The organism is Mesorhizobium sp. M0563, assembly GCF_040321065.1.
Lineage (GTDB): Bacteria > Pseudomonadota > Alphaproteobacteria > Rhizobiales > Rhizobiaceae > Mesorhizobium.
In genome coordinates, this window is record NZ_JAMYQV010000002.1 from 207959 (window position 1) to 230611 (window position 22653).

The following is a 22653-nucleotide window of genomic DNA, read 5'->3' on the forward strand; positions in this document are numbered from 1 at the left end:
CGCCATGGGGGAAACGACTGCAAATGGAAAGATGGAAGCACTGATCACCGAAGCGAAGGCGTCGGGCGGATCGGAGCTGGCCAACTATCAGCTGTTCATCCTCGGCCTGTGCGAGGCGTTGGGCCTCGACCGCCCGGCTATGGCGCAGGAACAAAACGAGCGCAACGACTATGTGTTCGAGCGCCGCGTGGATTTCAAGCACCCCGATGGGACGCGCTCTGCTGGACGGATCGATTGCTATCGACGCGGATGTTTCATTTTAGAAGCCAAGCAGTCTGGCAAGCGTCAAGCTGCGAAGGTCGACCTCAGTCAACTCCTGCTGATCCCGGAAGACGCGACACAGCGCAAGCCGGGTCAGGCCAAGCGAGGCACCCGCGGCTGGGATCAGGTGATGTTGGCCGCTCGCAAGCAGGCTGAGGACTATGCCCGCGCCCTACCGGTCGAGCACGGCTATCCACCGTTCCTCCTCGTGGTCGATGTCGGGCATGTGATCGAGGTCTATGCCGACTTTTCCGGACAGGGAAAGAACTATGCTCACTTCCCAGACCGCCAGTCCTACCGCATCGTCATGGACGACCTTTGGGGCGCCAAGGTGCAGGCGCGGCTGCGTGCGATTTGGACTGACCCCTTATCGCTGGACCCAACCCGCATTTCGGCGGAAGTGACGCGGGACATAGCGGAGCGCCTCGCCAAGATCGCCAGGCGTCTGGAGGGCAAGCACGATCCTAAGGACGTGGCCGAGTTCCTGATGCGGTGCCTGTTCACTATGTTCGCTGAGGACGTGAAGCTCATCCCCGAGAAGGGCTTTCACAAGCTCCTAGGGCAGATGAAAGACACGCCCGAACATTTCGTAGCGGCACTGGAGAGCTTGTGGGCAGTGATGGACAGCGGCGGCTATGCCCCGCATCTGAACTCGACACTGAAAAAGTTCAACGGTTCGCTGTTCAAGAAGCGGTCTGCGCTGCCTCTCGACCGTGACGACATCAACGAGCTGTGGATCGCCGCAGGCAAAGACTGGTCGGATGTCGAGCCTGCCATCTTCGGCACGTTGCTGGAGCGGGCGCTTGACCCTCGCGAACGCGCCAAGCTGGGCGCCCACTACACGCCCCGCGCCTACGTCGAGCGTCTAGTCGTGCCGACGATCATCGAGCCGCTCCGCGCCGATTGGGAGCTGGTCCAAGGGCAGGTGAAGGACCTTCGCGACAAGGGCGACCATGCTGGGGCGCTGGCGGCCGTAAAGGCTTACCATCACATGCTGTGCACTACGCGAGTGCTAGACCCGGCATGTGGTACGGGCAACTTTCTCTATGTCAGTCTTGAGTTGATGAAGCGGTTGGAAGGCGAGGTCTTGGAAGCTCTAGACCATCTGGGCGAGGAGCAGGGTCGCTTCACGATGGAGGGCGAGACGGTAAACCCGCGTCAGTTTTACGGCCTGGAGTTGAACCCGCGTGCCGTGCCTATTGCCGACCTCGTGCTGTGGATCGGCTATCTGAAGTGGCAGCTCAAGACTTCGGGTCTCGGGTCGATCACGGAACCGATCCTGCACGCCTACGGCACGATCAAGAAGCAGGACGCGGTCATCACATATGATCGGCAGGAGTTGCTGCGCGATGGAAGTGGGCGTCCACTGTCGCGCTGGGATGGCGTGACGAAAAAGCTGCACCCGATTACAGGCGAGGAAATCCCCGATCCCGATGCTCAGGTGCCTCTCTACTCCTATGTGAACCCAAAGCGAGCGCTGTGGCCGGAGGTCGAATTCATCGTCGGCAACCCGCCCTTCATCGGTGGCAAGGACATGCGAGCCGAGCTGGGCGACGGATACGCGCAAGCCTGTTGGGCGGCGCGACCCCATGTGCCGGGTGGTGCGGATTTCGTCATGCACTTTTGGAATGAAGCTGCCGAGCGTCTGGTCGCCAAGCCGGTGAAAGGTCAGGCGAACTCCCTGAGACGCTTCGGCTTTATCACTACGAACTCTATCACCCAGACTTTCTCCCGACGTGTCGTCGAGCGCTACATGGCCGCCAAGGAGCCTCTGTCGTTGGTTTTCGCGGTGCCGAACCACCCGTGGATGAAGGCGTCAGACAAGGCAGCCGTTCGGATCGCCATGACGGTGGCCGTGAAGAGCGAGCGTGAGGGCGTGCTGGCCGAGGTAGTATCGGAGGCAGGCCTGAACACCGACACGCCTCAAGTGATCTTGGAGACACGCGAAGGGTCATTGCGCGCCAATCTGACAGTTGGGGCTGATTTGTCCGCGAGCAGGCCCTTGGTTGCAAACGCATATATGGGTCACAAAGGAATGATGCCTTACGGCAAGGGCTTCTGGATAAGTCCAAAGCTCGCAGCAGAACTTCGACAGGAAGGCAGTCACGCACATCCACATCGAATTCGACCTTACTTGAATGGTGCTGACTTGACGCGGCGACCGCGTGGAGTTTTCGCAATCGACTTCTTGGGCCTTTCGATGGACGAAGTCCGTAGTTGGTTCCCACGCGCATATTCGCATCTTTACGAGCACGTGCGACCCGAGCGGCTGACTAACAATCGCAAGGTCCGTCGAGATAGGTGGTGGTTGTTCGCTGAGCCAGCTCTGGACCTTCGGGATGCAGTTCGGGCACTCCCAAGGTTCATAGCGACGACAGAAACTGCCAAACATAGGACCTTCTCATTTGTCGCTTCTGACATGTTGGCCGATCAGAAAATAAGGGTCATCTCTTCGGGCCAAGCCGAACTACTGGCAGTTGCCTGCTCCCGCGTCCATGTTGGTTTTGCCATTGTCAAAGGCGGCAGGCAGGGAGTGGGAGACGATCCTGTCTACCAACACACACAGACGTTCGCTCCGTTTCCATTTCCGCTGGCGGTCGATCCAAGTCTCGCGCACGGCGATCCGATGTTTGCCCAGCAGGAGCGGCTCCGTGAACTAGGCGAACGCCTTGACGCCTTCCGAAAGGCGCGGCTGGCTCAGTACGGCTTACTCACCATGACCGGCCTCTACAACGCGCTGGAGCGCCTGCGCGAACTGGAGAACGGTTGCGATGTGCCGCCGCTAACGGACGCCGAACGAGACGCGCATCAGGCTGGGTTGATCTCTGTGCTCAAAGAAATCCATGACGACATTGACCGCGCCGTGCTCACGGCCTACGGCTGGGGAGACTTGATCCCGGCGCTGGTCGGAAAGCCCGGTGCGACCCTGCCATCACTGCACAAATCCGAAGCGCAGGAGCAGGCAGAGGAAGACCTGCTCACGCGGCTGGTCGCGCTCAATCAGGAGCGGGCTGCGGAGGAGAAGCGGGGTCTGATCCGTTGGCTCCGTCCCGACTACCAGAGACCGAAGCTGGGCGTGAAGGCTCCGAAGGCGAAGGGCGAGCACGTCGGCGTCCTCGATATCGAAATGCCCGACCTTGCCGAGCGCCCGAAGTGGCCGACGGACGGGCTAGAACAGATCAGACTGGTTCGCGATCTCCTAGCCAAGGCTCCGGCCCCAACGCCCCCCGACGCCCTCGCCACCGTGTTCGACGGCAAGAACACAGCCAAGCGTCGCGACCGGATCGAGGAGGTTCTGGAGACGCTAGTCGCGACGGGCCTTGCCCGAACCGGGGAACACGAGGGGCAACGGAGGTACTTCCTGCCAAGGTAGTAACGGGTAGGTAGCGAAGGGGGAGGCAGCGTGGCCGTTAGGATCGTGGTGGCAGTGACTGATGATGGCTGGTTCCACCAGCTACGTCGCCAGCCCGATCTTGCGGAGGTAAATTTCTGGTCGCCATCGCCGAAAGCGTTCCGTGCTTTGCAACCAGGCGAGTTGTTTCTTTTCAAGCTCCACGCGCCAAACAACATGATCGTCGGTGGTGGCGTCTTCGCTTCCTCGACCATCATGCCCTTGGCTCTCGCGTGGGAAGCATTCGGCACGGCAAATGGCGTCACTAGCCTCGCTGAGATGCGATCCCGCATCATGCGCTATCGCAAGGTGAACCCCGCCACCGTTGGGCCGCTGGAGATCGGGTGCCGCATTCTCACACAGCCCTTCTTCCTGCCTGAGAGCCGCTGGTTTTCACCTCCGGCATCATGGTCTCCAAACATCGTATCCCTTCGTGGGTATGGCACCGATGTGCCGGAGGGAATGGCGCTCTGGGAGGCCGCTCAGAACGCGATAGCCGGGGAGCGTGACAGCCCTGGTTTCTTGGAACAACAGGCCCGCTTTGGAGTGCCAACACTGATCCGACCACGGCTCGGTCAGGGCGCTTTCCGGCTGTTAGTGACGGACCTTTACGGCAGACGGTGCGCCATCACGAGAGAGCGCACGCTGCCGGCCTTGGATGCCGCTCACATTCGCCCCTACGCAGATGGTGGGGAGCATTCTCCGAGCAACGGCATCCTCATGCGGCGGGACGTTCATAGCCTCTTTGACGCAGGTTATGTGACCGTGACGCCCGACCATCGCTTCGAGGTAAGCAGCCGTATCCGGGAGGAGTTTGAGAACGGACGGCACTACTATGAACTGCATGGGTCGGAGATTGCCTTGCCCGTCGCTCAAAGCCAGCGGCCCGATGCTGACGCCCTGCGATGGCACAATGAGAGCAGATACCTAGGATGACGGGGAGAACGGCCTATGGGGAGACTTCGTAATCCGCTTTTGTTTTCGAGCCACTTTGGTATCGAGGCGGCAAAGCTGGCTGAGTTTGGTGCTTTTGATCCCGTTCTAAACGCCGATACCAAACTTTTCATTGACCCAATGCTGCTCAAAGACGCGGCAGATCAAACATTTGCGCACGATGCGAGGATCGCGTTCACGAGCTATTTCGAGACGGTCATAAAGCTGATCGGAGGCTCAAATCGGCAAGGTGATGCCCCATGGAAAGCTGCGGAACGTATGCTTCAGTTTCCTGAGGTCAGGTTCACATGTCTGGGATATGGCGGCTCGACAATTCGCGGAAGTGGTGGTGGACGCATGCAAACCGACAACCTGGTCCGAACCGCAAGGGAGATAATTGAACTCGGCGTTACCGACCCTGATCTCTTCGTCGCTATGGCGCTCATCGAGGAAGGAATTGGTCCGGACAGGATTAGCGATATGACATCAAAGATCATAATGGCGCAATTAATCGAATATACAAACAGGGCCTGTGATCGATTTTTAGTGCCCACCGCAAAGTTGACTTTCCGGCTTGGTAACGGCGAGCAATTCTCTGGCGATCTGCCGGCCAATCCCTCCGAGCGTGACAGCTCTCCAATTCTACTCGTCCCCCAGACCGTGCTTCGCGATCTGCCAGTCGCATCTGATTGGGACAGCGTCAGTGATGCGGCTTCCAAGAACTCTGCGCTGCGTGCAGATGTCAATCGCGAGATCGCAGGGGTTTGGGCTGCGAGGTCAAAGAAGGACAAGGAAGCAATTCGCAATTGGGCACTTTCAGACAAGTCCGCTTTCGACAACCTTCTTGAGCTTCTTCGAGAGGTTCCATTGAAGGGCTATGACTTTGGCGGCGATCCTGCTGGCGAGGTGTTCTGGAAGAAGCTAATCGACAACTTAAACGCAGCAGACATCGCCAAGGTCGCGGCCCCCGAAACATGGACTGCCAAGACCGTCTCGTCCGTGGTTGAGCAGATTATCGAGAATTTCCGGCACCTCATTGAAGACCGGCGGCTGTCCGAAGAGCTTTACCATACCGGAAAGCCCCGGCCTGAGAAGGCTGCGCAGCGCCTGTTTTTTGTTGTGGCTCACGCATTTTGTAAGGCTAACAACTTGGACCTTACGCCCGAAGCCGACACCGGCAATGGCCCGGTAGACTTCAAGGTCTCCTCGGGCTTCAATACCCGCGTGTTGGTGGAAATCAAGCTTTCAACCAACGGCAAGCTGGTAGTCGGATACACGAGACAGTTACATACTTACGCCACGGCCGAGGAGGCCGCCGCCGCCTACTATCTAGTGGTTGATGTAGGGCATATGGGTGAAAAGCTCGACAACCTTTTTGCCGAGCGGAATATCTTGGCAATGCAAGGCAAGCCTATCAGGCCGATCAAGCTTGTAGACGGAACTCGGAAGCCCTCAGCTAGCAAGCTCTGATCGGAACACCAGCCTCACGATGCTACACAGCGACACGGAACCGGCAATAGGCATGTATACCCGGGTTCATTGGCGACCTTCCTCTAATATCCGATAAACCGATGCTCGCCCCATACTAAGGCGCTTCGCAATTTCGGTTGGACCTACTCCATCCATATGAAGTTTGGAGACTTCCTCGCTCTTCGCCCGCGCTGTCGGCTTCCTTCCTTTGTATTTCCCATCTAACTTCGCCTTAGCTATCCCCTCGCGCTGGCGCTCCAGCATCATCTCTCGTTCAAATTGAGCCATTGCAGCGAACATAGTCAGCATCAACTTGCCGCTGGGTGACTTGGTGTCCACAGACGCGCCGCCGAAATCCAAAATTCTAAGGCCGACCTTCTTCTCCTCAAGCCGGTCCACGATGGCGAGGAGGTGAGAAGTCGAGCGGGCAAGGCGATCTATCTTCGTCACAACCAGCGTGTCGCCGTCACGTAAAAAGTCGAGCGATGCTTCCAGCTCTTTGCGATGGCTTACCGAGGAGACCTGCTCTGAAAAAAGCTTTTCCACTTTAGCGTCTCGCAAATCCCGCTGTTGCGCCAGGAGCCCGGCCTCCTGTTCAGCCGTAGATGTTCTCGCATAACCTACAAGCATCGCATTTGCTCCATTAAGATCTTGGACATTATGAGACAATTGTCTCAAAAGTCAATCCATATGTATGTGAGACGCTGAAATTCAACGTGGCGAGCGTCTCACATGCGCGAGCTCCAATGAGACTGGGAATGAGTACGTCACGGCAGGGAACATCATCTAGGTTCAGAAGGTCGCCCGGCTAAACAACGCTTGCTGCATCGTATATTGTTGCCGTCGCGACGAGTTGGCGAGGCAATGAGATGACGACAACGGGGAAGTTTGATTTCCAACTGACAGGCATCGTTCGCGACGGTTCCGTCGACTTAAACCCCGAAATGATTTCTCTAGAGATGCCGACTGTGCAGATATTTCTTAGGTGGCATTCGACAGCCGACAACGGTGCACCCGCAGTAATCAACGAGTGCCGGACCGAAGGCGAGGTAGACACCAACATTCAAATGCTCAAAGACGAGCTCGACGCCGTAGCGACTAGGGCAAAGGCTGCATTGAGGCGCGAAGAAGCCCGTATCGCGGTAGGCCGAAAAGACGTTTGAACTGCGCAGGTAGCGCGAGATTGATCCGCTAGTCGACCTGGTCTCGGATTTTCGTGTATTCGACAAGGGGCAAGTGTCCGATATAGGTCCCTATCGGCACTGTCTCTTCCCCAGAGGCAAGCGTCGAGGCGCCGCCAACTCGCGCCTTGGCCTCACCATCGTATGGTATGGCAATCGCAGTGCCGCCTTGCTGGCCGACCAGATATACATCTGGATCCGTCTCGGCGGTGAATGCCTTCATCTTACACCCAACGAAGCGGTAGCCGTCGACTTCCGCCTTTCGACAACTCACCACGCTGTATTTGTCCGGGTCGAAGAAAGCGTCGTGCCCTGAGCGCAGTCGTGCGAGGTATTCGAGCTCGATTGCATCCCGCACTCTGTCGACCTGGCCGTCGGTAACATTCGACACGCCTTCCGATTTGATTTCGACCAGCCCACTCGCCTTGCCTTCACATACGCTGCCCCATTGGTTCTCTGCAGCCGCGACGGTCCAATCGTCGCGTGATACGCCCAACGCTTTGGTCAGTTTGTCGTCGACCTTTTTGACGCGCTTTTCGATCCAAGCCCGGCGCTTATCCCACTTGCCGTCGGAACCGTCTTCGGCGAACTGCTTGTTCGCCTGGCTCCTGATTACGTCATACTGCTGGATCGTGTCGCAGTATCCTGGAGGGGGCGCAGCGCCTAGCGCAGTGGCCGCCTGTGAGACGCCGACCAAGTTCGCAGCAACAAGCGCCATCCCGAAGCTCAGTTTCAGCGTCATATGTCAGCCCCCGAATGAGCCGGACTGCCAGCCCGGATTTATCTCAATGTACCGATTTTCAGTACGGAAATCAAATGTTTGACGTATCTATGGTCGGTTCATCGCACGTAAAACCGCCTCCATGATACGTGCATGGGTTTGAAAGAAGCTTTTGGAAATCGGATCAAGTCGTTGCGCCGACAGCGTGGCTTGACGCAAGACGCCTTGGCCTTCCGGGCCGAGAGGGCCGTTGACACAATTTCGCTGATTGAGCGTGGCGTTAACTGGCCTAACGCAGAGACGGTTGAGAAGTTGGCCGAGGCACTGGGTGCAACCATCAACGAACTGTTTGACGATTTGCCTGTCGCATCAACCGATGACGGAGAAGATCAGTTGGCTGTCGGCAGAGACATGCTGAAGCAGCTAGACGACAAGGACTTGGCGCTGGCCCTGGTTATGTTAAATGCACTTCTGCAAAAAAAGCAGTAACGCCCGCCCTTAATGACTTGCATAATCTTCACTCTGTACCCGGGTTCATGGTCGTCCGGGTTGCGTTGAGCCCCCCATGGCAGGAGAGTGTCGCAGTTGATTGATCACCCCAGAAAATCTTGAATGAACGCTTCTAGCGCCCCATGAACTTGAGGTTAGCACGCCTCTTCTCACGAGATGCTCGATCAAGCCTGCATCCGGTCCACTGATACCCGCATAGCTGCCGAGCGAGATGATCAAGCTCATGACGCGCTCCTTCGTGCCAGCGTCACCTTCCCAGGTTGCAAAGGCCTCGAAGAAGTCTGCCGCATCACTCAAACGAAACGGGCGAGATCTCGCTGGGATTAGGTACTGTCTCTGCTTGTTGAGCTGCTCGGCCGCATGGGTGGTTGTCTGTTCAAGCCAAGAGATGATTTGGTTCAGGTCTTCAGATGTATGGGTGCCGCCGATGTGGGATGAGTGCGTGCTGAGATTGTGCCGTACTTCGAAGCGAATGCGCGCGCTTGTCTTGGCATACACGACCAGGGTGACACCCTTTATCAAAGGCTTGGTCACAACCAAGCTGTTGCCGCGTCTTGAATGCGAAGTCGGTGGCCCGTACGACATCATTTTGAAAGCGGACCCTCTCATCAGCTCACGGTCGGCGAGAGCGCGCATATAGCTATGGGGATCATCAGAAGCCCGCTCCCAGTAGGTCTCAACCGAAGACAGGTTGTACGTCGGCTGACCTCTTAGCGATGCGTGTAGGACAGACTGTGAGACTTCTTCGATCCGCGAATTTAGGAATTCGAATGCTTTGCGGATATACGCGCCCTCATGAGCTCTGTAGATCGAAGGGCTCAGCATGCGGAGCTTTCTGCGCTCAACAATGCAGTTGTCATTGTTGTCGAGAATGTGTTCACCGTCTGAATTCTGACGAAGATCCCGTGTCAGCAGAGATCGGGCCGTCAGATCCAATGGCTGACCGCCTCTTAAACTCCGGATGAGGGCGCTATCGATGTGATGGTGGCGCACAAACCTTGTGGGGTTGAGCGACAGATCAGCGCTGATTTGGAACACGGTAGGTCCGTAATCTGGTCTTGTCCTACGCAAGAGCAATGTGCCCCCTAAGAGCGATAGTCCAGGGGGCGTCCTGTAATGAGTGTTCGCGCTGGATAATAGCTTAACGCTGTTTCGATAGCCCAGCGGGCTTTGAGCTGCGTTGAACGACGGGCCCTCTTCTGCGAATACGACAGGGACCGCGTAGTCCCCTCTGCCAGAGAGTGTTTCTACGAGTACCCTGCCATCAAGATCGTTCCCCAGGAGCCGGAGACCGCTCCACCCTATTTCAATCTTATCATGTCGTGCGGCATCGATGAGAAACTCGGTGTCATCAGACACGCTTCCGATGATGTTAGCCAGAATGGGGTATACCATGTAGAAACGCTGTGACGCCTGTTGCCAATGTGGCATCGTAGCGTGCCAGTCTTTCGAAAGACTGACTTGTCGTCAGCTACCTGTACCGCCGATCCGGGCAGCGTTTGCGACGAGATGGTCCAGATCCAGTCCCTCATACTGGACGCGCTCGACGGCGTCATGCAGGCGCTTGATCGTCTGCCCCTGGCCATAGCGGCTGTCCATACTGGCCTGTGCACTCCATCCGTTGATCGCGTCGCGAAGTTCACGGTCGACCGACGCGTTGCGAAGGGCGTCGTTGAAGTTGTTTCGAAAGCTATGGAATACGCGCCGCCGAGACTTCCACACTCCCGCGAACTTGGCATTGCTGGCGAACCTCTTGGAATAGACATCGGACGGCTTTTCGCCCTTTCTAGCGAGAGCCTCAGGGAACAATCTGTCGTGCGCTGAGCCGTCAACCCAGCGAAGAAAGCCCATGGCAATCAGCTGGTGATGCAGTGGAATGTTACGAACGGCATTGCCGGTCTTGAGGCGCTTCTCAAAGCCCGTTCCACTGTAGTCTCCGTGCTCTTGGTCCGTCACTTGAATGAACGGAATGTTGTCGATTGACCGACGGATGTCTGCCTTCTCCAACTGCAAGATCTCGTTCATTCGCATGCCGGTCCAGAGGGCCAAGATTGGAGCCCAGTAGCGATGGCGCATGGGCAGGTTCGGTCCTGGGGTGTGACAGCCGTTTTCGTCGTCGATGCAACTTACAAACAGCGGAAGTGAAAACAGCTTGTTCAGGTCGGAGACGCTGAACGGTTCATAGGTGTTCCCCTTTGCTATGAACTTTTTGATGCGGGGCATGGCCACCTTTATGCCGTCCCACGGGTTCTTAGCGATCCAGCCTTCCTGCTTGGCGAGGTCGAAGGCGCTTTTCAGGATGGCAACGTGTTTCTGGGCTTCAGCATGCCGGTCGGCGTACGCGCCTGTCTTAACGCGAAACAGTTCAGCAGCCTTCTCAAGCGTTAAATTCGGATAGTGTTGAGCCGCATGTGAGGGAACCTTTGGAAGAAAGTCCATCAGCTCACGGCACCTATCACGATCGATATCGCCCAACGGGAGCGCGCCAATCTGCTCCTCCAGGACACGGAATGGGATGCGGTATTGAGATGACCGTGATCGAGTGACCTCGGTCTTCGTCCCGAGGAAAAGTTCCTTCAGATCGGCGATCGTCTTGGTGATTGCCATGTCGCTAGCTGGCAGCGGCTGGGACGGTGCACTCTCGGCATTGGCAAAGAAATCGTCTCGGATCGGAGCCAGTGTACCCAGGTTCAAAGAAAGGTATCTTCGATTGGCGAGTTCTAGATCGGCTCGTTCTATGAGACGACAAAGAAGTTGAAACGTCTTGTGGCGTCCGAGGCTGCTTGGCCACCTGTCTGGTGAAAGTTGATCAGCCTGGGAACGGGATACAATGCCGTGTCTGACGAGCAGTTCCAGCGCCTTCGGATCGGTGGTGACCTCAGCCCCGGATGCCACACGCAGCGCCACGGAAGCGGCTTCTCCCGCATCAGATAACAGATCGGCGAAATCAGGATCGTCTTGAAGTGCGAAGTAGTCACCCCGAAGCAGATTAGCCTGGTGTCGTTCCAAAAAGTAGGAGAGCGCGATCTGGCGCGCATTCGTTAAGCTCAGGTTGAGTTCGTTCTCAGCTTCAGAAGGGCGACCAGCAGTTGATGCTAGCGCTTTGAACTTTTGCAATTCACCATCGGTCCTCAGAGCGAACAGGTTGCCCTGCCTCCTGATCTCAGCAGCTCCTTTGCTATGCACTCGTTCCACGAAAGCGGTCTTGCCCGCCACGGAATGCAATCGCGCCGGAATGTTGCGCTTGAACTTCTGGTCGCCTGGCTTACCAACCAAATAACGAATTTTCGCCATGTCTTCCATCCCGAAAAGGTACCAAAGAAAGGTACCAACTGCGAGCGAAAAGACGTTCAAAACCAGCGGCTTGCTGAATTATCAACCCCTTAGGGAGGGGCTGGTAGCGGGAGAGGGACTTGAACCCCCGACCCCAGGATTATGATTCCCGTGCTCTAACCAACTGAGCTACCCCGCCAGGGCGGCGAAGGCCCGAAATCCAGCTTAAATCGGCAGGCATATCGGCGCGTTCGCCAAGGTCGCGCGGATATAAGGTTGCGAGGCCAAGCCTGTCAAGCATCGAAGTGGCTGCCGCGCCGGCATATTGCTGGCGCCTAAAGCTTTGCCGGGCAGACATTTGGGCGCACAGGCCGGGGTTGAGTTCGGCGAGGCACGTCGCTATGTCTCGCCCACGAAAGCCATGGTCAGAAATTGATGAAACCGCGCATTGCAGTCCTGGGTTGCGGATACTGGGGAAGCAACCACATCCGCACCCTCAAGGCGCTCGGCGCGCTGCACGCGGTTTCGGACGTCAACCCTGCGCGTGCGGAAGGTTTTGCCAGCGAGCAGGATTGCCTGGCGATCGAGCCGGAGGCGCTGTTTGCCCGCGACGATGTCGACGCCATTGTCATGGCGCTGCCGCCGCAGTTCCATGCCGACATGGCGGTGCGCGCCGTGCTCGGCGGCAAGGACGTGCTGGTGGAGAAGCCGATCGCGCTGACGGTGCCCGACGCCGAGCGCTCGGTGCAGGCTGCCGCCGACAATGGCCGTGTCTTCATGGTCGGCCATGTGCTGCGCTTCCATCCCGCATTCGAGACGCTGAAGGCGCTGATCGACAATGGCGAGCTCGGCGAGGTCCGCTACATCCATTCGCACCGGCTCGGCCTCGGCAAGTTCCACACCGAAAACGATGCGTTGTGGGATCTGGCGCCGCACGATCTGTCGATGATCCTCGCCATCACCGGCACCGAGCCGGTCGAGGTGCGCGGCGAAGGCGCTGCCCTTCTCGACAATCTCAGCGACTTTGCGCATCTGCACATGCGCTTTCCCAACGGCCTGCGCGGCCATCTGTTCGCCTCGCGGCTCAACCCTTACCGCGAACGGCGGCTGACCGTGGTCGGCACCAAGGCGATGGCGGTGTTCGACGATGTCGAGCCGTGGGAGCGCAAGCTTGCCGTCTACCGCCACGCGGTGTGGCAGGACAGCGGCCAATGGGCGTTCACCGCCAACGAGCCGTCCTATGTGGCGGTCGGCGAGGGCATGCCGCTGACGCGCGAGCTGGAGCATTTCATCCACTGCATCGAGACGCGGGCCGAACCGCGCACCAGCGGCGAGGAAGCCATCCGAGTGCTGCGCATCCTGACCGCCGGCACCGTCGCCCACACCAGGCCCTAAGCGAAAAACGCCGTCTATTCGGCGGGAACCCGCGCCGGCTGGACGGCAAGCCGCGTCAGCATCGCCTCGGCTTCGGCGCCGCGCTCGGAGCGCTCGATGAAGCCGCCGCCGAACACGCGCGCCTCGTTGCCGTCGTCGGAATAGAGCACGCAGGCCTGACCGGGCGCGATGCCGGACTCGCCGTCGACCAGCTCCACCGAAGTGACGCCCGCGCGGTGATGCAGCACGGCCGGGCGCGGCGGCCGCGTCGAGCGCACCTTGGCGAAAAGCTCGAGCCCGGCCGCCAGGATCTCGGTCAGCGGGCCATCGCCCAGCCAGTTCATGTTGCGCAAGAAGATCTTGTGGGTTTCCAGCGCCTCGCGCGGGCCGACGACGACGCGGGCCCGGTCGGCGTCGAGATGGACGACGTAGAGCGGCTCGCCGGAGGCGATGCCGATGCCGCGGCGCTGACCGACGGTGTAGCGCAAAATGCCTTCGTGGCGGCCAAGCACGCGCCCGTCTATATGGACGATGTCGCCCGGATTGGCGGCAGCCGGCTTCAGCTTGGCGATGATGTCGGAATATTTGCCCTGCGGCACGAAACAGATGTCCTGGCTGTCCTGCTTGGCGGCGACCGTCAGTCCCATCTCCTCGGCGATGGCGCGAACCTCAGGCTTCGACAGGCCGCCGAGCGGAAAACGCAGATAGTCGATCTGCGCCTGGGTGGTGGCGAACAGGAAGTAGCTCTGGTCGCGGTCGGCGTCGACCGGCCGGTAAAGCGCGCGGTGGGCGCCATTGGCGCCGGAACGGATGTAGTGACCGGTGGCCAGCGCGTCGGCGCCGAGTTCCTTGGCGGTCGCGAGAAGATCGGCGAATTTCACCGTCTGATTGCAGGAGACGCAAGGGATCGGCGTTTCGCCGGCGACATAGCTCTCGGCGAACGGGTCAATCACCGCCTTGCGGAAGCGCTCCTCGTAATCGAGCACGTAATGCGGGATGGCGAGCGTCTCGGAGACGCGGCGGGCATCGTCGATGTCCTGGCCGGCGCAGCATGAGCCGGCCCGGTGCGTTGCCGCGCCGTGGTCGTAAAGCTGCAGCGTGACGCCGACGACGTCGTAGCCCTCGTGCTTTAAGAGACCGGCAACAACCGACGAATCGACACCGCCCGACATGGCGACGACGACACGGGTGTTTTCGGGGCGTCCGGGAAGATCGAGGCTGTTCATGGTTCTTTCGTTCTGCGCGGCGCTTCAATGCCAATGGCCGGAATATAGGTCAAGCGTCCCGGCCGCGCCAGCTTTGCAGGCCGGCTCATTTTTCCAGCCGGGTTCAATGCGCGTGCCGGCAGATATCTCAAATGCCGATGAAAAGACTAACGCGGCGTTCATGATCCTTACCTATCCATTAGGGTCTGCTTAGCCAAATTTTAAAGCTGTGGCGGTAATGTGGTGGGGATTGGGTCTTTGAGTTTTTTGTAGAGAGTACGATGACCGATCTAATTAGACCGCGAGTCAAATACGTTATCGGGCCTGACGGCAGCCCACTTACCATCGCCGATCTGCCGCCGACGAACACACGTCGCTGGGTTATCCGGCGCAAGGCGGAAGTGGTGGCGGCGGTGCGTGGCGGGCTTTTGAGCCTGGAAGAGGCGTGCCAGCGCTACAAGCTCACCACCGAGGAATTCCTGTCCTGGCAGGCGTCGATCGACGAATACGGCCTTGCCGGGCTGCGCACCACGCGCATCCAGCAATACCGGCATTAGTCCGATAAGGGCGCTGATCCGCGCCCTTAAAGTTTGCCGGAGCGACGATCTGGGATTTCAGACCGTCAGCACCACCTTGCCGATCGGCCTGGTGGCGAGAAAGGCATGGGCGGCACCGGCCTGTTCGAGCGGAAACGCCTTTGCCACGTGGACGGCCAGCTTTTTCGCGTCGATCAATTTGCCGAGTTCCACCAGAGCGGCACGGTCGGGCACCACGGACATGCGCTCGACGCGGATGCCTTGCGTCCTGGCCTTTGCCTTGGTGGCATCGCTGACATCGAGCAGCGACACCAGAACACCGCCGGCCTTGAGCACTTTTAGCGATTGCTCCGCATGCTCGCCGCCGAACGGCTCCAGAACGAGATCGATGTCGCGAGCCTTTCCGGTGAAATCATCCTCTGTGTAGTCGATCACCTCGTCGGCGCCGAGCGAGCGGACGAAATCGAGCTTTTCCGGGCTGGCGGTCGCGACGACGTAAGCACCGCGCGCCTTGGCGATCTGCACCGCCAGATGGCCGACGCCGCCGGCTCCGGCGTGGATCAGCACGCGCTGGCCAGGATTGAGCCGGCCATGGCGGACAAGGCCTTGCCAGGCCGTCAGGCCGGCCAGCGGCAGCGCGGCGGCTTGGGCGTGGTCTATGCCTTCAGGTTTCGGCGCAAGCTCATCAGCCGGGACAGTGGCGAGTTCGGCGTAAGCTGCCGCCTGTTTGGGAAAGCGCGACATGCCAAAGACGGCATCGCCGACCTTAAGGCCGGACAGGCCGGAGCCCAGCGCCTCGACAGTTCCCGAAACGTCCCAACCAAGGATGAAGGGCGGCTCGCCAAGCAGCGGATAGTGGCCGCCGCGCACTGCGCCGTCGACCGGATTGATGCCGGCCGCCTCGATGCGGACCAGCACTTCGCCGGCCTCGGGTGATGGCGCGGGACGATCGGCAATGACGAGGACGTTGGGTGCGCCGAAGGAATTCTGGATAATGGCACGCATGGGAGGCTCTCTCCTGCTGGTTTGATATGCCACTATCATTTGGATAGTAATATTCTCTTGTCTAGTATGTACCTTTTTAATATATACGCACCTCATGGATAGCGAAGATTGTTTCCCTTCCGGTTATGACGCGTTCCGACGGACGTGCCCCTCGCACGCGGTGCTTGAGACGCTCGCCAGCAAATGGGTCCACCTGGTGATTTGTGCGTTGCGCCGGGGCCGGCTCCGCAACGGCGAATTGGCGCGCAAGCTCGAAGGCATCACCCCGAAAATGCTGACGCAGACGCTGCGTATCCTGGAACGCGACGGCCTGGTGCGGCGCGAGGTGTTCCCGGTCATTCCCCCGCGGGTCGAATACGAGCTGACCGAACTTGGCCAGAACCTGGCAGGACTGCTCAATCAGATCAGGGCCTGGTCGGAGCAGCATGTGCCCGACATCAAGGACGCCCGCGCGCGGGCGGCCGAACAGCAAGAAGATCTGGATGCCTGAGGCCGGCACCGTTCGGTGCACAGCAATAGCGCTCAAGCGCGACGCGCGTTAAAGCCTTGTTTTCAGCCGATCATGGCGCTGCGGCCGCCGGCTTCCGTGTCGCGCGCCTTGGTGTCGCGCGATTCGAGCATCTCGGCCTTGGAAAGCTCCGCTTCGGCTTCGCTCAGCAATGATTCGGCGACATTTCGCTGCTGGGCGAGGTCGCTTTGCGAATTTCTGAGGTTGTCGCGGCGCAGGCGTGCCGCCTTGGCGAAGGTCGGATAGGCAAAATGATTGATGTCGGTGATGCCGGCCTTCTTCTCTTCGGCCGCGATCTGAAGTTCCAGCTCGACGGCCATGCGCTCGAACTCGGCGATCATCATGTCGAGCTGCAGCAGCTGCCGCCGCTTCTCGCTCACCTGAAATTGCTTCAGCCGAACGAGGTTTTCACGTGACTTCATGATTCGGTACTCCCGGAAACGCACACCTGCACATATCGTCCAATTCACCCGGCAAGGCCCAGGCTTCACCCGTTTCCACCGGCTTTCCCGGAACTATGGGAAACAAACTCCTAAAGTTTTTTGCCGGCGGTAACCATTCGTTTACGGGCATTGTTAATCATACGGCTCAGGACTTAAGGGCGGGTAAAAATTCTGCTACTCGTCGCGAAACCCGGCCAACGAGTCCGAAGAGTCACTTAGTCTGGCTTATTAATGTGCTGCATTAACGGTTTGGGTCTGTGATTCATTATTGGATTCAACAAGGTGTAGAAAGGGGTTAAAAAATCTGATACCGTCATGGACGGGGAATTAGGTTTTATTAACCATTCGATGGCAGCCTCTGCTCAGGCAATCACTGCTCCGGTCCTGGACGGGTCGTGAAATGGTCCGGCGGCAGAAAAGGGGAATGAAATGCGCGTTCTGCTGATAGAAGACGACAGTGCAACCGCACAAAGCATCGAGCTGATGCTGAAATCGGAAAGTTTCAATGTCTATACGACCGACCTTGGTGAAGAGGGTGTCGATCTAGGCAAGCTTTACGATTACGACATCATTCTCCTCGATCTCAATCTCCCCGACATGTCGGGTTATGAAGTTTTGAGGACACTTCGCCTGTCCAAGGTGAAGACGCCGATCCTCATCCTCTCCGGCATGGCCGGTATCGAGGACAAGGTGCGCGGCCTTGGCTTCGGCGCCGACGATTACATGACCAAGCCCTTCCACAAGGACGAACTGGTCGCCCGCATCCATGCCATCGTGCGGCGTTCCAAGGGCCATGCCCAGTCGGTCATCACCACCGGCGACCTGGTGGTCAATCTCGATGCCAAGACCGTTGAAGTCGGTGGCCAGCGCGTGCATCTGACCGGCAAGGAATATCAGATGCTGGAGCTGCTCTCGCTGCGCAAGGGTACCACGCTGACCAAGGAAATGTTCCTCAATCATCTCTATGGCGGCATGGACGAACCGGAGCTGAAGATCATCGACGTCTTCATCTGCAAGCTGCGCAAGAAGCTCGACGCCGCATCGGGCGGGCAGAATTACATCGAGACCGTCTGGGGCCGCGGCTATGTGCTGCGTGAGCCGGAAGATATCCGCGTCAGCGCCTGATCCCGAAAAGTGGATGCCGGTTTTCGGAAAAGAACACAGTAAAACAATATAGCCTCATCCCGATTTCATCGGAATGGAACGACCCCTGATCAGGCGGCAATCTTCAAGGCGCGGAAGCACTCGAGCAATTGCGGCCGGTTGAACGGCTTCAGCAGGTAACCCTGGGCGCCGGCGCGTTTTGCCCGCATGATCGCCCCGACGTCGACCTCGACCAGCGAAATCAGAACTTGCGGCAATACCGGGCTTTCCATGGAGCGCACGCGGCGGATGAGGTCCTGCGCCTGCATGTCCGGCAAGGCGCCGTCGACGACGATGATGTCCGGCATGTCGGCAGTGCACATCTCGATCGCCTCATGGCCGCTGGCGGCTTCGATCACCATCATGCCGGAGCCGCCCAGGATACGCTTTGCAACCTTCCTGATGACGCTCGAATTGTCGACGAACATGCAGCGTTTCATTCCCGGACCCTCTTTGCCATGCGGCGAACCGGCAGCGTCGTGGCATCTGCCGGGGAACATAGGCCGATCTGGTAAAGAAGCCGAAAAGCCGTTAGGTAAAATTTTCCTGAAGGTGTTGTAAGCGAAATCTTCTTTCGCAATGCTTCATCCAATCAATCCGCAAGCCCGTCTCGCAGATGTTAAGACAGTGCCGCAAATATGACCTGGAGAAATACTTCGCGCTCTTTTGGAGAACTTCAGGCTACGGAAAGGACGATCTCGTCGGCGGTAGCATGGATCGATATCGTCATGTTGGCTTCGCGGGCCAAAAGCAGCGTGTAATAGGGTTGCACCGAATGCGCGTCGATCGGCTCTTCCGGTCTGTGGCCGGAATGCAATTCCAGGAATTTGGGCGGCACGCGCAGCATCGGGCCGCTCGCCGCGAGCGCAAAGCGCGGCTCGGTCTCGAGGTTCTCCAGCGTGACCACCAGCCTGCCGCCGCGCGGAATGGCGGCGTTGGCGACGAGGATGAGGTTGAGCAGCAGCTTGACCTTGTTCTTGGGCAATAGGGCGCGGGTTCCGTTCCAGACCAGTTCCGGCTTCTCGTTCTTCAGGAAGGCGATGGCCACGGCCTCGGCGTCCCCGGTGTCGATCAGCATGCCGGCCGAACCGGCGGCGCCGAAGGCGATGCGGGCGAATTGCAGGCGGGCGGAGGCGTTTTTGGCGCTTTGGCGGATCAGCTTCATGGCGTCTTCGTCGGCGCCGCCTTCGTCGAGCAGCTCAAGCCCGTTGTTTATGGCGCCGACCGGCGAAATGATGTCGTGGCAGACCCGGCTGCACAGCAGCGCTGCCAGGTCGGGTGCGGAAAGGGTGAAAAGCTCGGCCATCGGCAAAAATCCCTGCAAATTTCACAACAAAATGACCGGGCGATCATGATCACGCCTGTCCACACGAATCACCCTCTCTCCCAAGCATTGTGAATACACAGCGCTTGTGCGTGCAGCAACAAATCCAAAATTATCATTGTCGAAAATGGTGTGTTCACGCAGCCTGGGTGCTGCGCGGGCATGCGAAAACAGCCTTCGAACCGCCATGTTCATGTGAGAGTTTAATGGTTGAAAAAGGATTACGGCATAGTTTGCCCCTAACAGTCATCCTTAACGGCCGCCAAAGAGCCGTACGGGTGCGAGGCGTCGGCGAAAGTGCTCCCTGACGGAGATTGGAAGCATGGTTTCCCGATTTTACGACCGGACTTTTTTCCGTGTCATCTCAATGACGATCGCGCTCATCGGCCTTGTCGCCTTTTCGACATCGGCCGCGCGGGCGCAAGAGTACACCGCCCAGGAGATCGTTGATTCCGGTCATAAATTCTTCGGCGCGACATCGGGTGGGCTGGCCACGGTCGTCGAGAAGATTTTCGCCACCTATGGCCTGCCGAACGGCTATCTGCTCGGCGAAGAGGGGTCCGGGGCGCTGATCGGTGGCCTGACCTATGGCGAAGGCACGCTCTACACCAAGAATGCCGGCGATCACAAAGTGTTCTGGCAAGGCCCGTCGCTCGGCTGGGATTTCGGCGGCGAGGGCTCGCGCGTGATGATGCTGGTCTACAATCTCGACGATGTGAGCAGCCTCTATAACCGCTTTGGCGGCGTCGCCGGCTCTGCCTATGTCATCGCCGGCGTCGGTTTCAACGTGCTGAAGAACAACAATGTGCTGCTCGTGCCGATCCGTACCGGCGTCGGCGCCCGTCTTGGCGTCAATCTCGGCTACCTCAAGCTCACCCAACGCGCGACCTGGAATCCGTTCTGACCTGCACGATGGCGCCACTGCGGTTGGCCCTGTGATCCCACGGTCTGAGCTTTGCCGCGGCAGACCCTTGCCGCGGCGCCGGATTTCCGTCATGCGAAGATGGCAAAGTCGAACTTTGACCATTGCCTGCCGCCCATAACGGCCGGCCATGCATAACGGATAGTCATCTTGGTCCAGTCGATCCTGTTCTTTGTCCTCGGCTTTCTCTGCGCGGGCTTTCTGGCGCTGATGATTGCCCCGGCCGTCTGGCGGCGGGCGGTGGCGCTGACGCGCAGGCGCGTCGAGGGTTCGATGCCGCTGACGCTGGCCGAGATCCAGGCGGACAAGGATCGCGTCCGCGCCGAGTTCGCCGTTTCGGCGCGCCGGCTCGAAATGACCATCAAGTCATTGCGCGAGAAAGCCGCCGAACAGCTGGTCGAGATCGGCCGCGACCGCGAAGCCCTGAAGGAATTGACGGCCGAGCGGCAGGACAAGAACCGGGTCGTCGCCGACCTCACAACCAGGAGCGAGGAGCTTCGCAAGCGCGATGAGCAGCTGCAGCAGCTGTCGGAGAGGCTTGCGGAGACCGAGCGCGCGCTCGAAAAGCGCGGGCTCGAACTGCGAAAACTGGAGCACATGTATGACGACGCCAGTTTTTCGTCCAGCAGCCGGCAGATCGAGCTGGTGGCGCGCGAATCCGAGCTGCAGAAGCTGGCAAGCGACATTTCGCTGCTGCGCGGCCAGCGCAAGGAGGCGGACAGGCGCAGCCAGGAATTGACAGCCGAAAGCAAGGTTTTGCGGGACGCGCTGAAGGCCGAGAAGAAAAGAACCGGCGACTTGGAAAAGAAGGTCGAACGCCTGCTCGCCACGTTGGCCGATCGCGAGGACAGGCTGGAGCGCCGCGAAAAGGAACTGGTGCGCCTTCGCGAAAGGGCGAAAGGCGCTGAAAGCCCGCCTGCGGCGGCCCTTGCCGGCATGCCAGGAAGCCAGGTCAATGCGACCGCCAACGGCGACATCGAAAAGGCAAGCGCCAAGCTCGATGCCGACCGCGAGCGGCTGGAGGCCAGGCTGACATCGCTGGCACGCGAGAACAGGAGGCTGAAGACAGATCTTGCTGCCGTCGAAACATCGAAATCACACGCCGGAGACGATACCGGCAGCGCCAGCGCGGCATTGCGCGAAGAGATGAACGATCTGGCAGCGCAAGTCGTCGCCTTGACGGCCAAGCTCGACGGCCCGGATTCGCCGATCGCCCAGGCGCTTGCAGCGCCTGAGGATGCGCGGCCGGAGAGCGGCGGACGCAGCCTTGCCGATCGCGTGCGGGCGCTGCAGAAGGCCGCATCGACCAACTGAGACGCCGCAAGCGCAAGAGCGAGACGCCCGGCTCTAAAGCGCGTCGTGTTCGACCGGCCTCATGCGACGCGCTTTATGCTCTTGTTTTGATGCATGTCGTTACCGCAAAACCGCTGCACACTTTTGCGCGACATGCATCAGGCCCCGGAAAAATGATGAAGTGCGATGGCTGACGCCGCTGCGACATTCAGGCTGTCGAAATCCTGCGCCATACCGATCCGCAGCGTCTGCAGGCGAGCAAGCAGGCTTTCCGGCAGGCCTTCGCCCTCGGTGCCGAGATAGAGAGCCAGCCGCTCGTTTCTCTTGGCATCGCGAATGTCGATTTGCCCGTGCGGCGACAACGCGAATTGGCTGAAGCCTTGCTGGTCGAGTATGGCGATGCAGCCGGCGGCGTCGGCAAAGGAGGCGAAGGGGACTTTCAAGGCGGCGCCCACCGAGACGCGGATTGCCTTGCGGTACAGCGGATCGCAGCAGGTCGGATCGAGAAGCACGGCATCCGCGCCAAAGGCGGCGGCATTGCGGAAGATCGAGCCCATATTGTCATGATTGGCGATGCCGACCAGCACAACGATCAGCGCGCGGGCGGGCAGCGCGCCGAGCAAGGCCTCAGCGGAGATGGCCGCACCTTTGCGGCCGATCGCCAATATGCCGCGATGCATGTGGAATCCGGCGATCCTGTCCATGATTTCGCTGGATGCGACATAGATCGGGAGCCCGGCAGGCGCCTTGCGCAGGACGTCATCGAGGCCGGCCAGCCGGTTTTCGAGTACCAGCACCGATTCTGCCTCGAAGCGCCGGGCGGCGAGCAGCGTGTCGAGCACCACCTTGCCTTCGGCGACGAAACGGCCTTGCCGGCCGGCAAGATCTCGCTCCCGGATGTCGAGATAGGCAGCGACGCGGGGATCCTGCGGGTCGTCTATGCGGATCGGATTCATGGCTTCCTCGGCCGACCATGGCATCGGCCGCGAATCGGGATTCGGTTTCGGAAGGCATGATGCCGGATCCGAAGCTCGGACCGTATCTCAGCGTCCAAATGGATGCACGCCGTTCGAACGGTCAAGCTCAATCACTGGACGCCGGGCCGAGCCCCCCCGACGACGAGAAATACTTGATTCCCGCGGCACAGCCCTTCGGCCAAG

General features: G+C 59.2%; 21 protein-coding genes and 1 tRNA gene. 11 read left to right on the top strand and 11 right to left on the bottom strand.

Annotation, left to right across the window (positions count from 1 at the left end; translation table 11 throughout):
• Positions 1-31 precede the first annotated feature (31 nt).
• The 3 genes from NKI50_RS03620 to NKI50_RS03630 are packed head-to-tail and all read left to right on the top strand — an operon-like array spanning position 32 to position 6055.
• Positions 32-3634 carry a class I SAM-dependent DNA methyltransferase gene (locus tag NKI50_RS03620; protein WP_352715421.1) on the top strand — a complete coding sequence of 1201 codons (3603 nt, stop codon included), beginning with the start codon at positions 32-34 and terminating at the stop codon, positions 3632-3634.
• Positions 3635-3664: 30 nt separating this feature from the next.
• Positions 3665-4588 (top strand): HNH endonuclease, encoded by a 924-nt coding sequence (locus NKI50_RS03625; RefSeq protein ID WP_352715424.1) that lies wholly within the window; start codon positions 3665-3667, stop codon positions 4586-4588.
• Positions 4589-4603: 15 nt separating this feature from the next.
• Positions 4604-6055, top strand: coding sequence for a DUF8370 family protein (locus NKI50_RS03630; protein WP_352715427.1), 1452 nt, complete (start codon positions 4604-4606; stop codon positions 6053-6055).
• 66 nt (positions 6056-6121) lie between these two features.
• On the opposite strand, the gene NKI50_RS03635 is transcribed toward NKI50_RS03630, so the two are convergent.
• Positions 6122-6685: a recombinase family protein gene (locus NKI50_RS03635; RefSeq protein ID WP_352715430.1), complete on the bottom strand. Its 564-nt coding sequence runs from the start codon at positions 6683-6685 to the stop codon at positions 6122-6124.
• Positions 6686-6924: 239 nt separating this feature from the next.
• Between NKI50_RS03635 and NKI50_RS03640 the strand changes: the two genes are divergently transcribed.
• Complete coding sequence (locus NKI50_RS03640) at positions 6925-7218, top strand: hypothetical protein (protein WP_352715432.1); 294 nt, start codon at positions 6925-6927, stop codon at positions 7216-7218.
• 28 nt (positions 7219-7246) lie between these two features.
• On the opposite strand, the gene NKI50_RS03645 is transcribed toward NKI50_RS03640, so the two are convergent.
• Positions 7247-7978 carry a hypothetical protein gene (locus NKI50_RS03645; RefSeq protein ID WP_352715435.1) on the bottom strand — a complete coding sequence of 244 codons (732 nt, stop codon included), beginning with the start codon at positions 7976-7978 and terminating at the stop codon, positions 7247-7249.
• 132 nt (positions 7979-8110) lie between these two features.
• On the opposite strand from NKI50_RS03645, the gene NKI50_RS03650 reads away from it, so the two are divergent.
• A complete protein-coding gene (locus NKI50_RS03650) occupies positions 8111-8446 on the top strand; it encodes a helix-turn-helix domain-containing protein (RefSeq protein ID WP_352715438.1) in 336 nt (111 codons plus the stop codon).
• A 45-nt stretch (positions 8447-8491) separates the two neighbouring features.
• On the opposite strand, the gene NKI50_RS03655 is transcribed toward NKI50_RS03650, so the two are convergent.
• The 3 genes from NKI50_RS03655 to NKI50_RS03665 form a co-directional block, all read right to left on the bottom strand.
• Positions 8492-9403: a hypothetical protein gene (locus NKI50_RS03655; protein ID WP_352715440.1), complete on the bottom strand. Its 912-nt coding sequence runs from the start codon at positions 9401-9403 to the stop codon at positions 8492-8494.
• A gap of 531 nt (positions 9404-9934) precedes the next feature.
• On the bottom strand, positions 9935-11761 hold the full coding sequence (locus NKI50_RS03660) for a site-specific integrase (RefSeq protein ID WP_352715443.1): 1827 nt from the start codon (positions 11759-11761) through the stop codon (positions 9935-9937).
• Positions 11762-11862: 101 nt separating this feature from the next.
• Positions 11863-11939, bottom strand: a tRNA-Met gene (locus tag NKI50_RS03665).
• Positions 11940-12175: 236 nt separating this feature from the next.
• Here NKI50_RS03665 and NKI50_RS03670 point away from each other — a divergent pair.
• Complete coding sequence (locus NKI50_RS03670; RefSeq protein ID WP_352482033.1) at positions 12176-13135, top strand: Gfo/Idh/MocA family protein; 960 nt, start codon at positions 12176-12178, stop codon at positions 13133-13135.
• 14 nt (positions 13136-13149) lie between these two features.
• Here NKI50_RS03670 and mnmA read toward each other — a convergent pair whose 3' ends face one another.
• Complete coding sequence (mnmA, locus tag NKI50_RS03675; protein WP_023719279.1) at positions 13150-14340, bottom strand: tRNA 2-thiouridine(34) synthase MnmA; 1191 nt, start codon at positions 14338-14340, stop codon at positions 13150-13152.
• A 260-nt stretch (positions 14341-14600) separates the two neighbouring features.
• Between mnmA and sciP the strand changes: the two genes are divergently transcribed.
• On the top strand, positions 14601-14876 hold the full coding sequence (gene sciP / locus NKI50_RS03680; RefSeq protein WP_023679563.1) for a CtrA inhibitor SciP: 276 nt from the start codon (positions 14601-14603) through the stop codon (positions 14874-14876).
• A gap of 57 nt (positions 14877-14933) precedes the next feature.
• On the opposite strand, the gene NKI50_RS03685 is transcribed toward sciP, so the two are convergent.
• Positions 14934-15860, bottom strand: a complete 927-nt coding sequence (locus tag NKI50_RS03685; protein ID WP_023719277.1) for an NADP-dependent oxidoreductase — start codon at positions 15858-15860, stop codon at positions 14934-14936.
• 94 nt (positions 15861-15954) lie between these two features.
• Here NKI50_RS03685 and NKI50_RS03690 point away from each other — a divergent pair, with 94 nt between their 5' ends.
• Positions 15955-16350: a winged helix-turn-helix transcriptional regulator gene (locus NKI50_RS03690; protein WP_023719276.1), complete on the top strand. Its 396-nt coding sequence runs from the start codon at positions 15955-15957 to the stop codon at positions 16348-16350.
• Positions 16351-16412: 62 nt separating this feature from the next.
• On the opposite strand, the gene NKI50_RS03695 is transcribed toward NKI50_RS03690, so the two are convergent.
• Complete coding sequence (locus NKI50_RS03695) at positions 16413-16790, bottom strand: flagellar export protein FliJ (protein ID WP_023719275.1); 378 nt, start codon at positions 16788-16790, stop codon at positions 16413-16415.
• A 450-nt stretch (positions 16791-17240) separates the two neighbouring features.
• On the opposite strand from NKI50_RS03695, the gene ctrA reads away from it, so the two are divergent.
• Positions 17241-17936, top strand: coding sequence for a response regulator transcription factor CtrA (ctrA, locus tag NKI50_RS03700; RefSeq protein WP_006203583.1), 696 nt, complete (start codon positions 17241-17243; stop codon positions 17934-17936).
• An 89-nt stretch (positions 17937-18025) separates the two neighbouring features.
• Here ctrA and NKI50_RS03705 read toward each other — a convergent pair whose 3' ends face one another.
• Positions 18026-18394: a response regulator gene (locus NKI50_RS03705; RefSeq protein WP_023719274.1), complete on the bottom strand. Its 369-nt coding sequence runs from the start codon at positions 18392-18394 to the stop codon at positions 18026-18028.
• A 236-nt stretch (positions 18395-18630) separates the two neighbouring features.
• On the bottom strand, positions 18631-19260 hold the full coding sequence (gene chpT, locus NKI50_RS03710; RefSeq protein ID WP_023719273.1) for a histidine phosphotransferase ChpT: 630 nt from the start codon (positions 19258-19260) through the stop codon (positions 18631-18633).
• Positions 19261-19645: 385 nt separating this feature from the next.
• Between chpT and NKI50_RS03715 the strand changes: the two genes are divergently transcribed.
• Positions 19646-20182: a DUF1134 domain-containing protein gene (locus NKI50_RS03715; RefSeq protein WP_245278600.1), complete on the top strand. Its 537-nt coding sequence runs from the start codon at positions 19646-19648 to the stop codon at positions 20180-20182.
• A gap of 168 nt (positions 20183-20350) precedes the next feature.
• Positions 20351-21514 (top strand): coiled-coil domain-containing protein, encoded by a 1164-nt coding sequence (locus NKI50_RS03720; RefSeq protein ID WP_352715446.1) that lies wholly within the window; start codon positions 20351-20353, stop codon positions 21512-21514.
• 137 nt (positions 21515-21651) lie between these two features.
• Here the strand turns inward: NKI50_RS03720 and NKI50_RS03725 are convergent, their stop codons facing one another.
• Positions 21652-22449 (bottom strand): TrmH family RNA methyltransferase, encoded by a 798-nt coding sequence (locus tag NKI50_RS03725; RefSeq protein WP_023719270.1) that lies wholly within the window; start codon positions 22447-22449, stop codon positions 21652-21654.
• Positions 22450-22653: the final 204 nt, after the last annotated feature.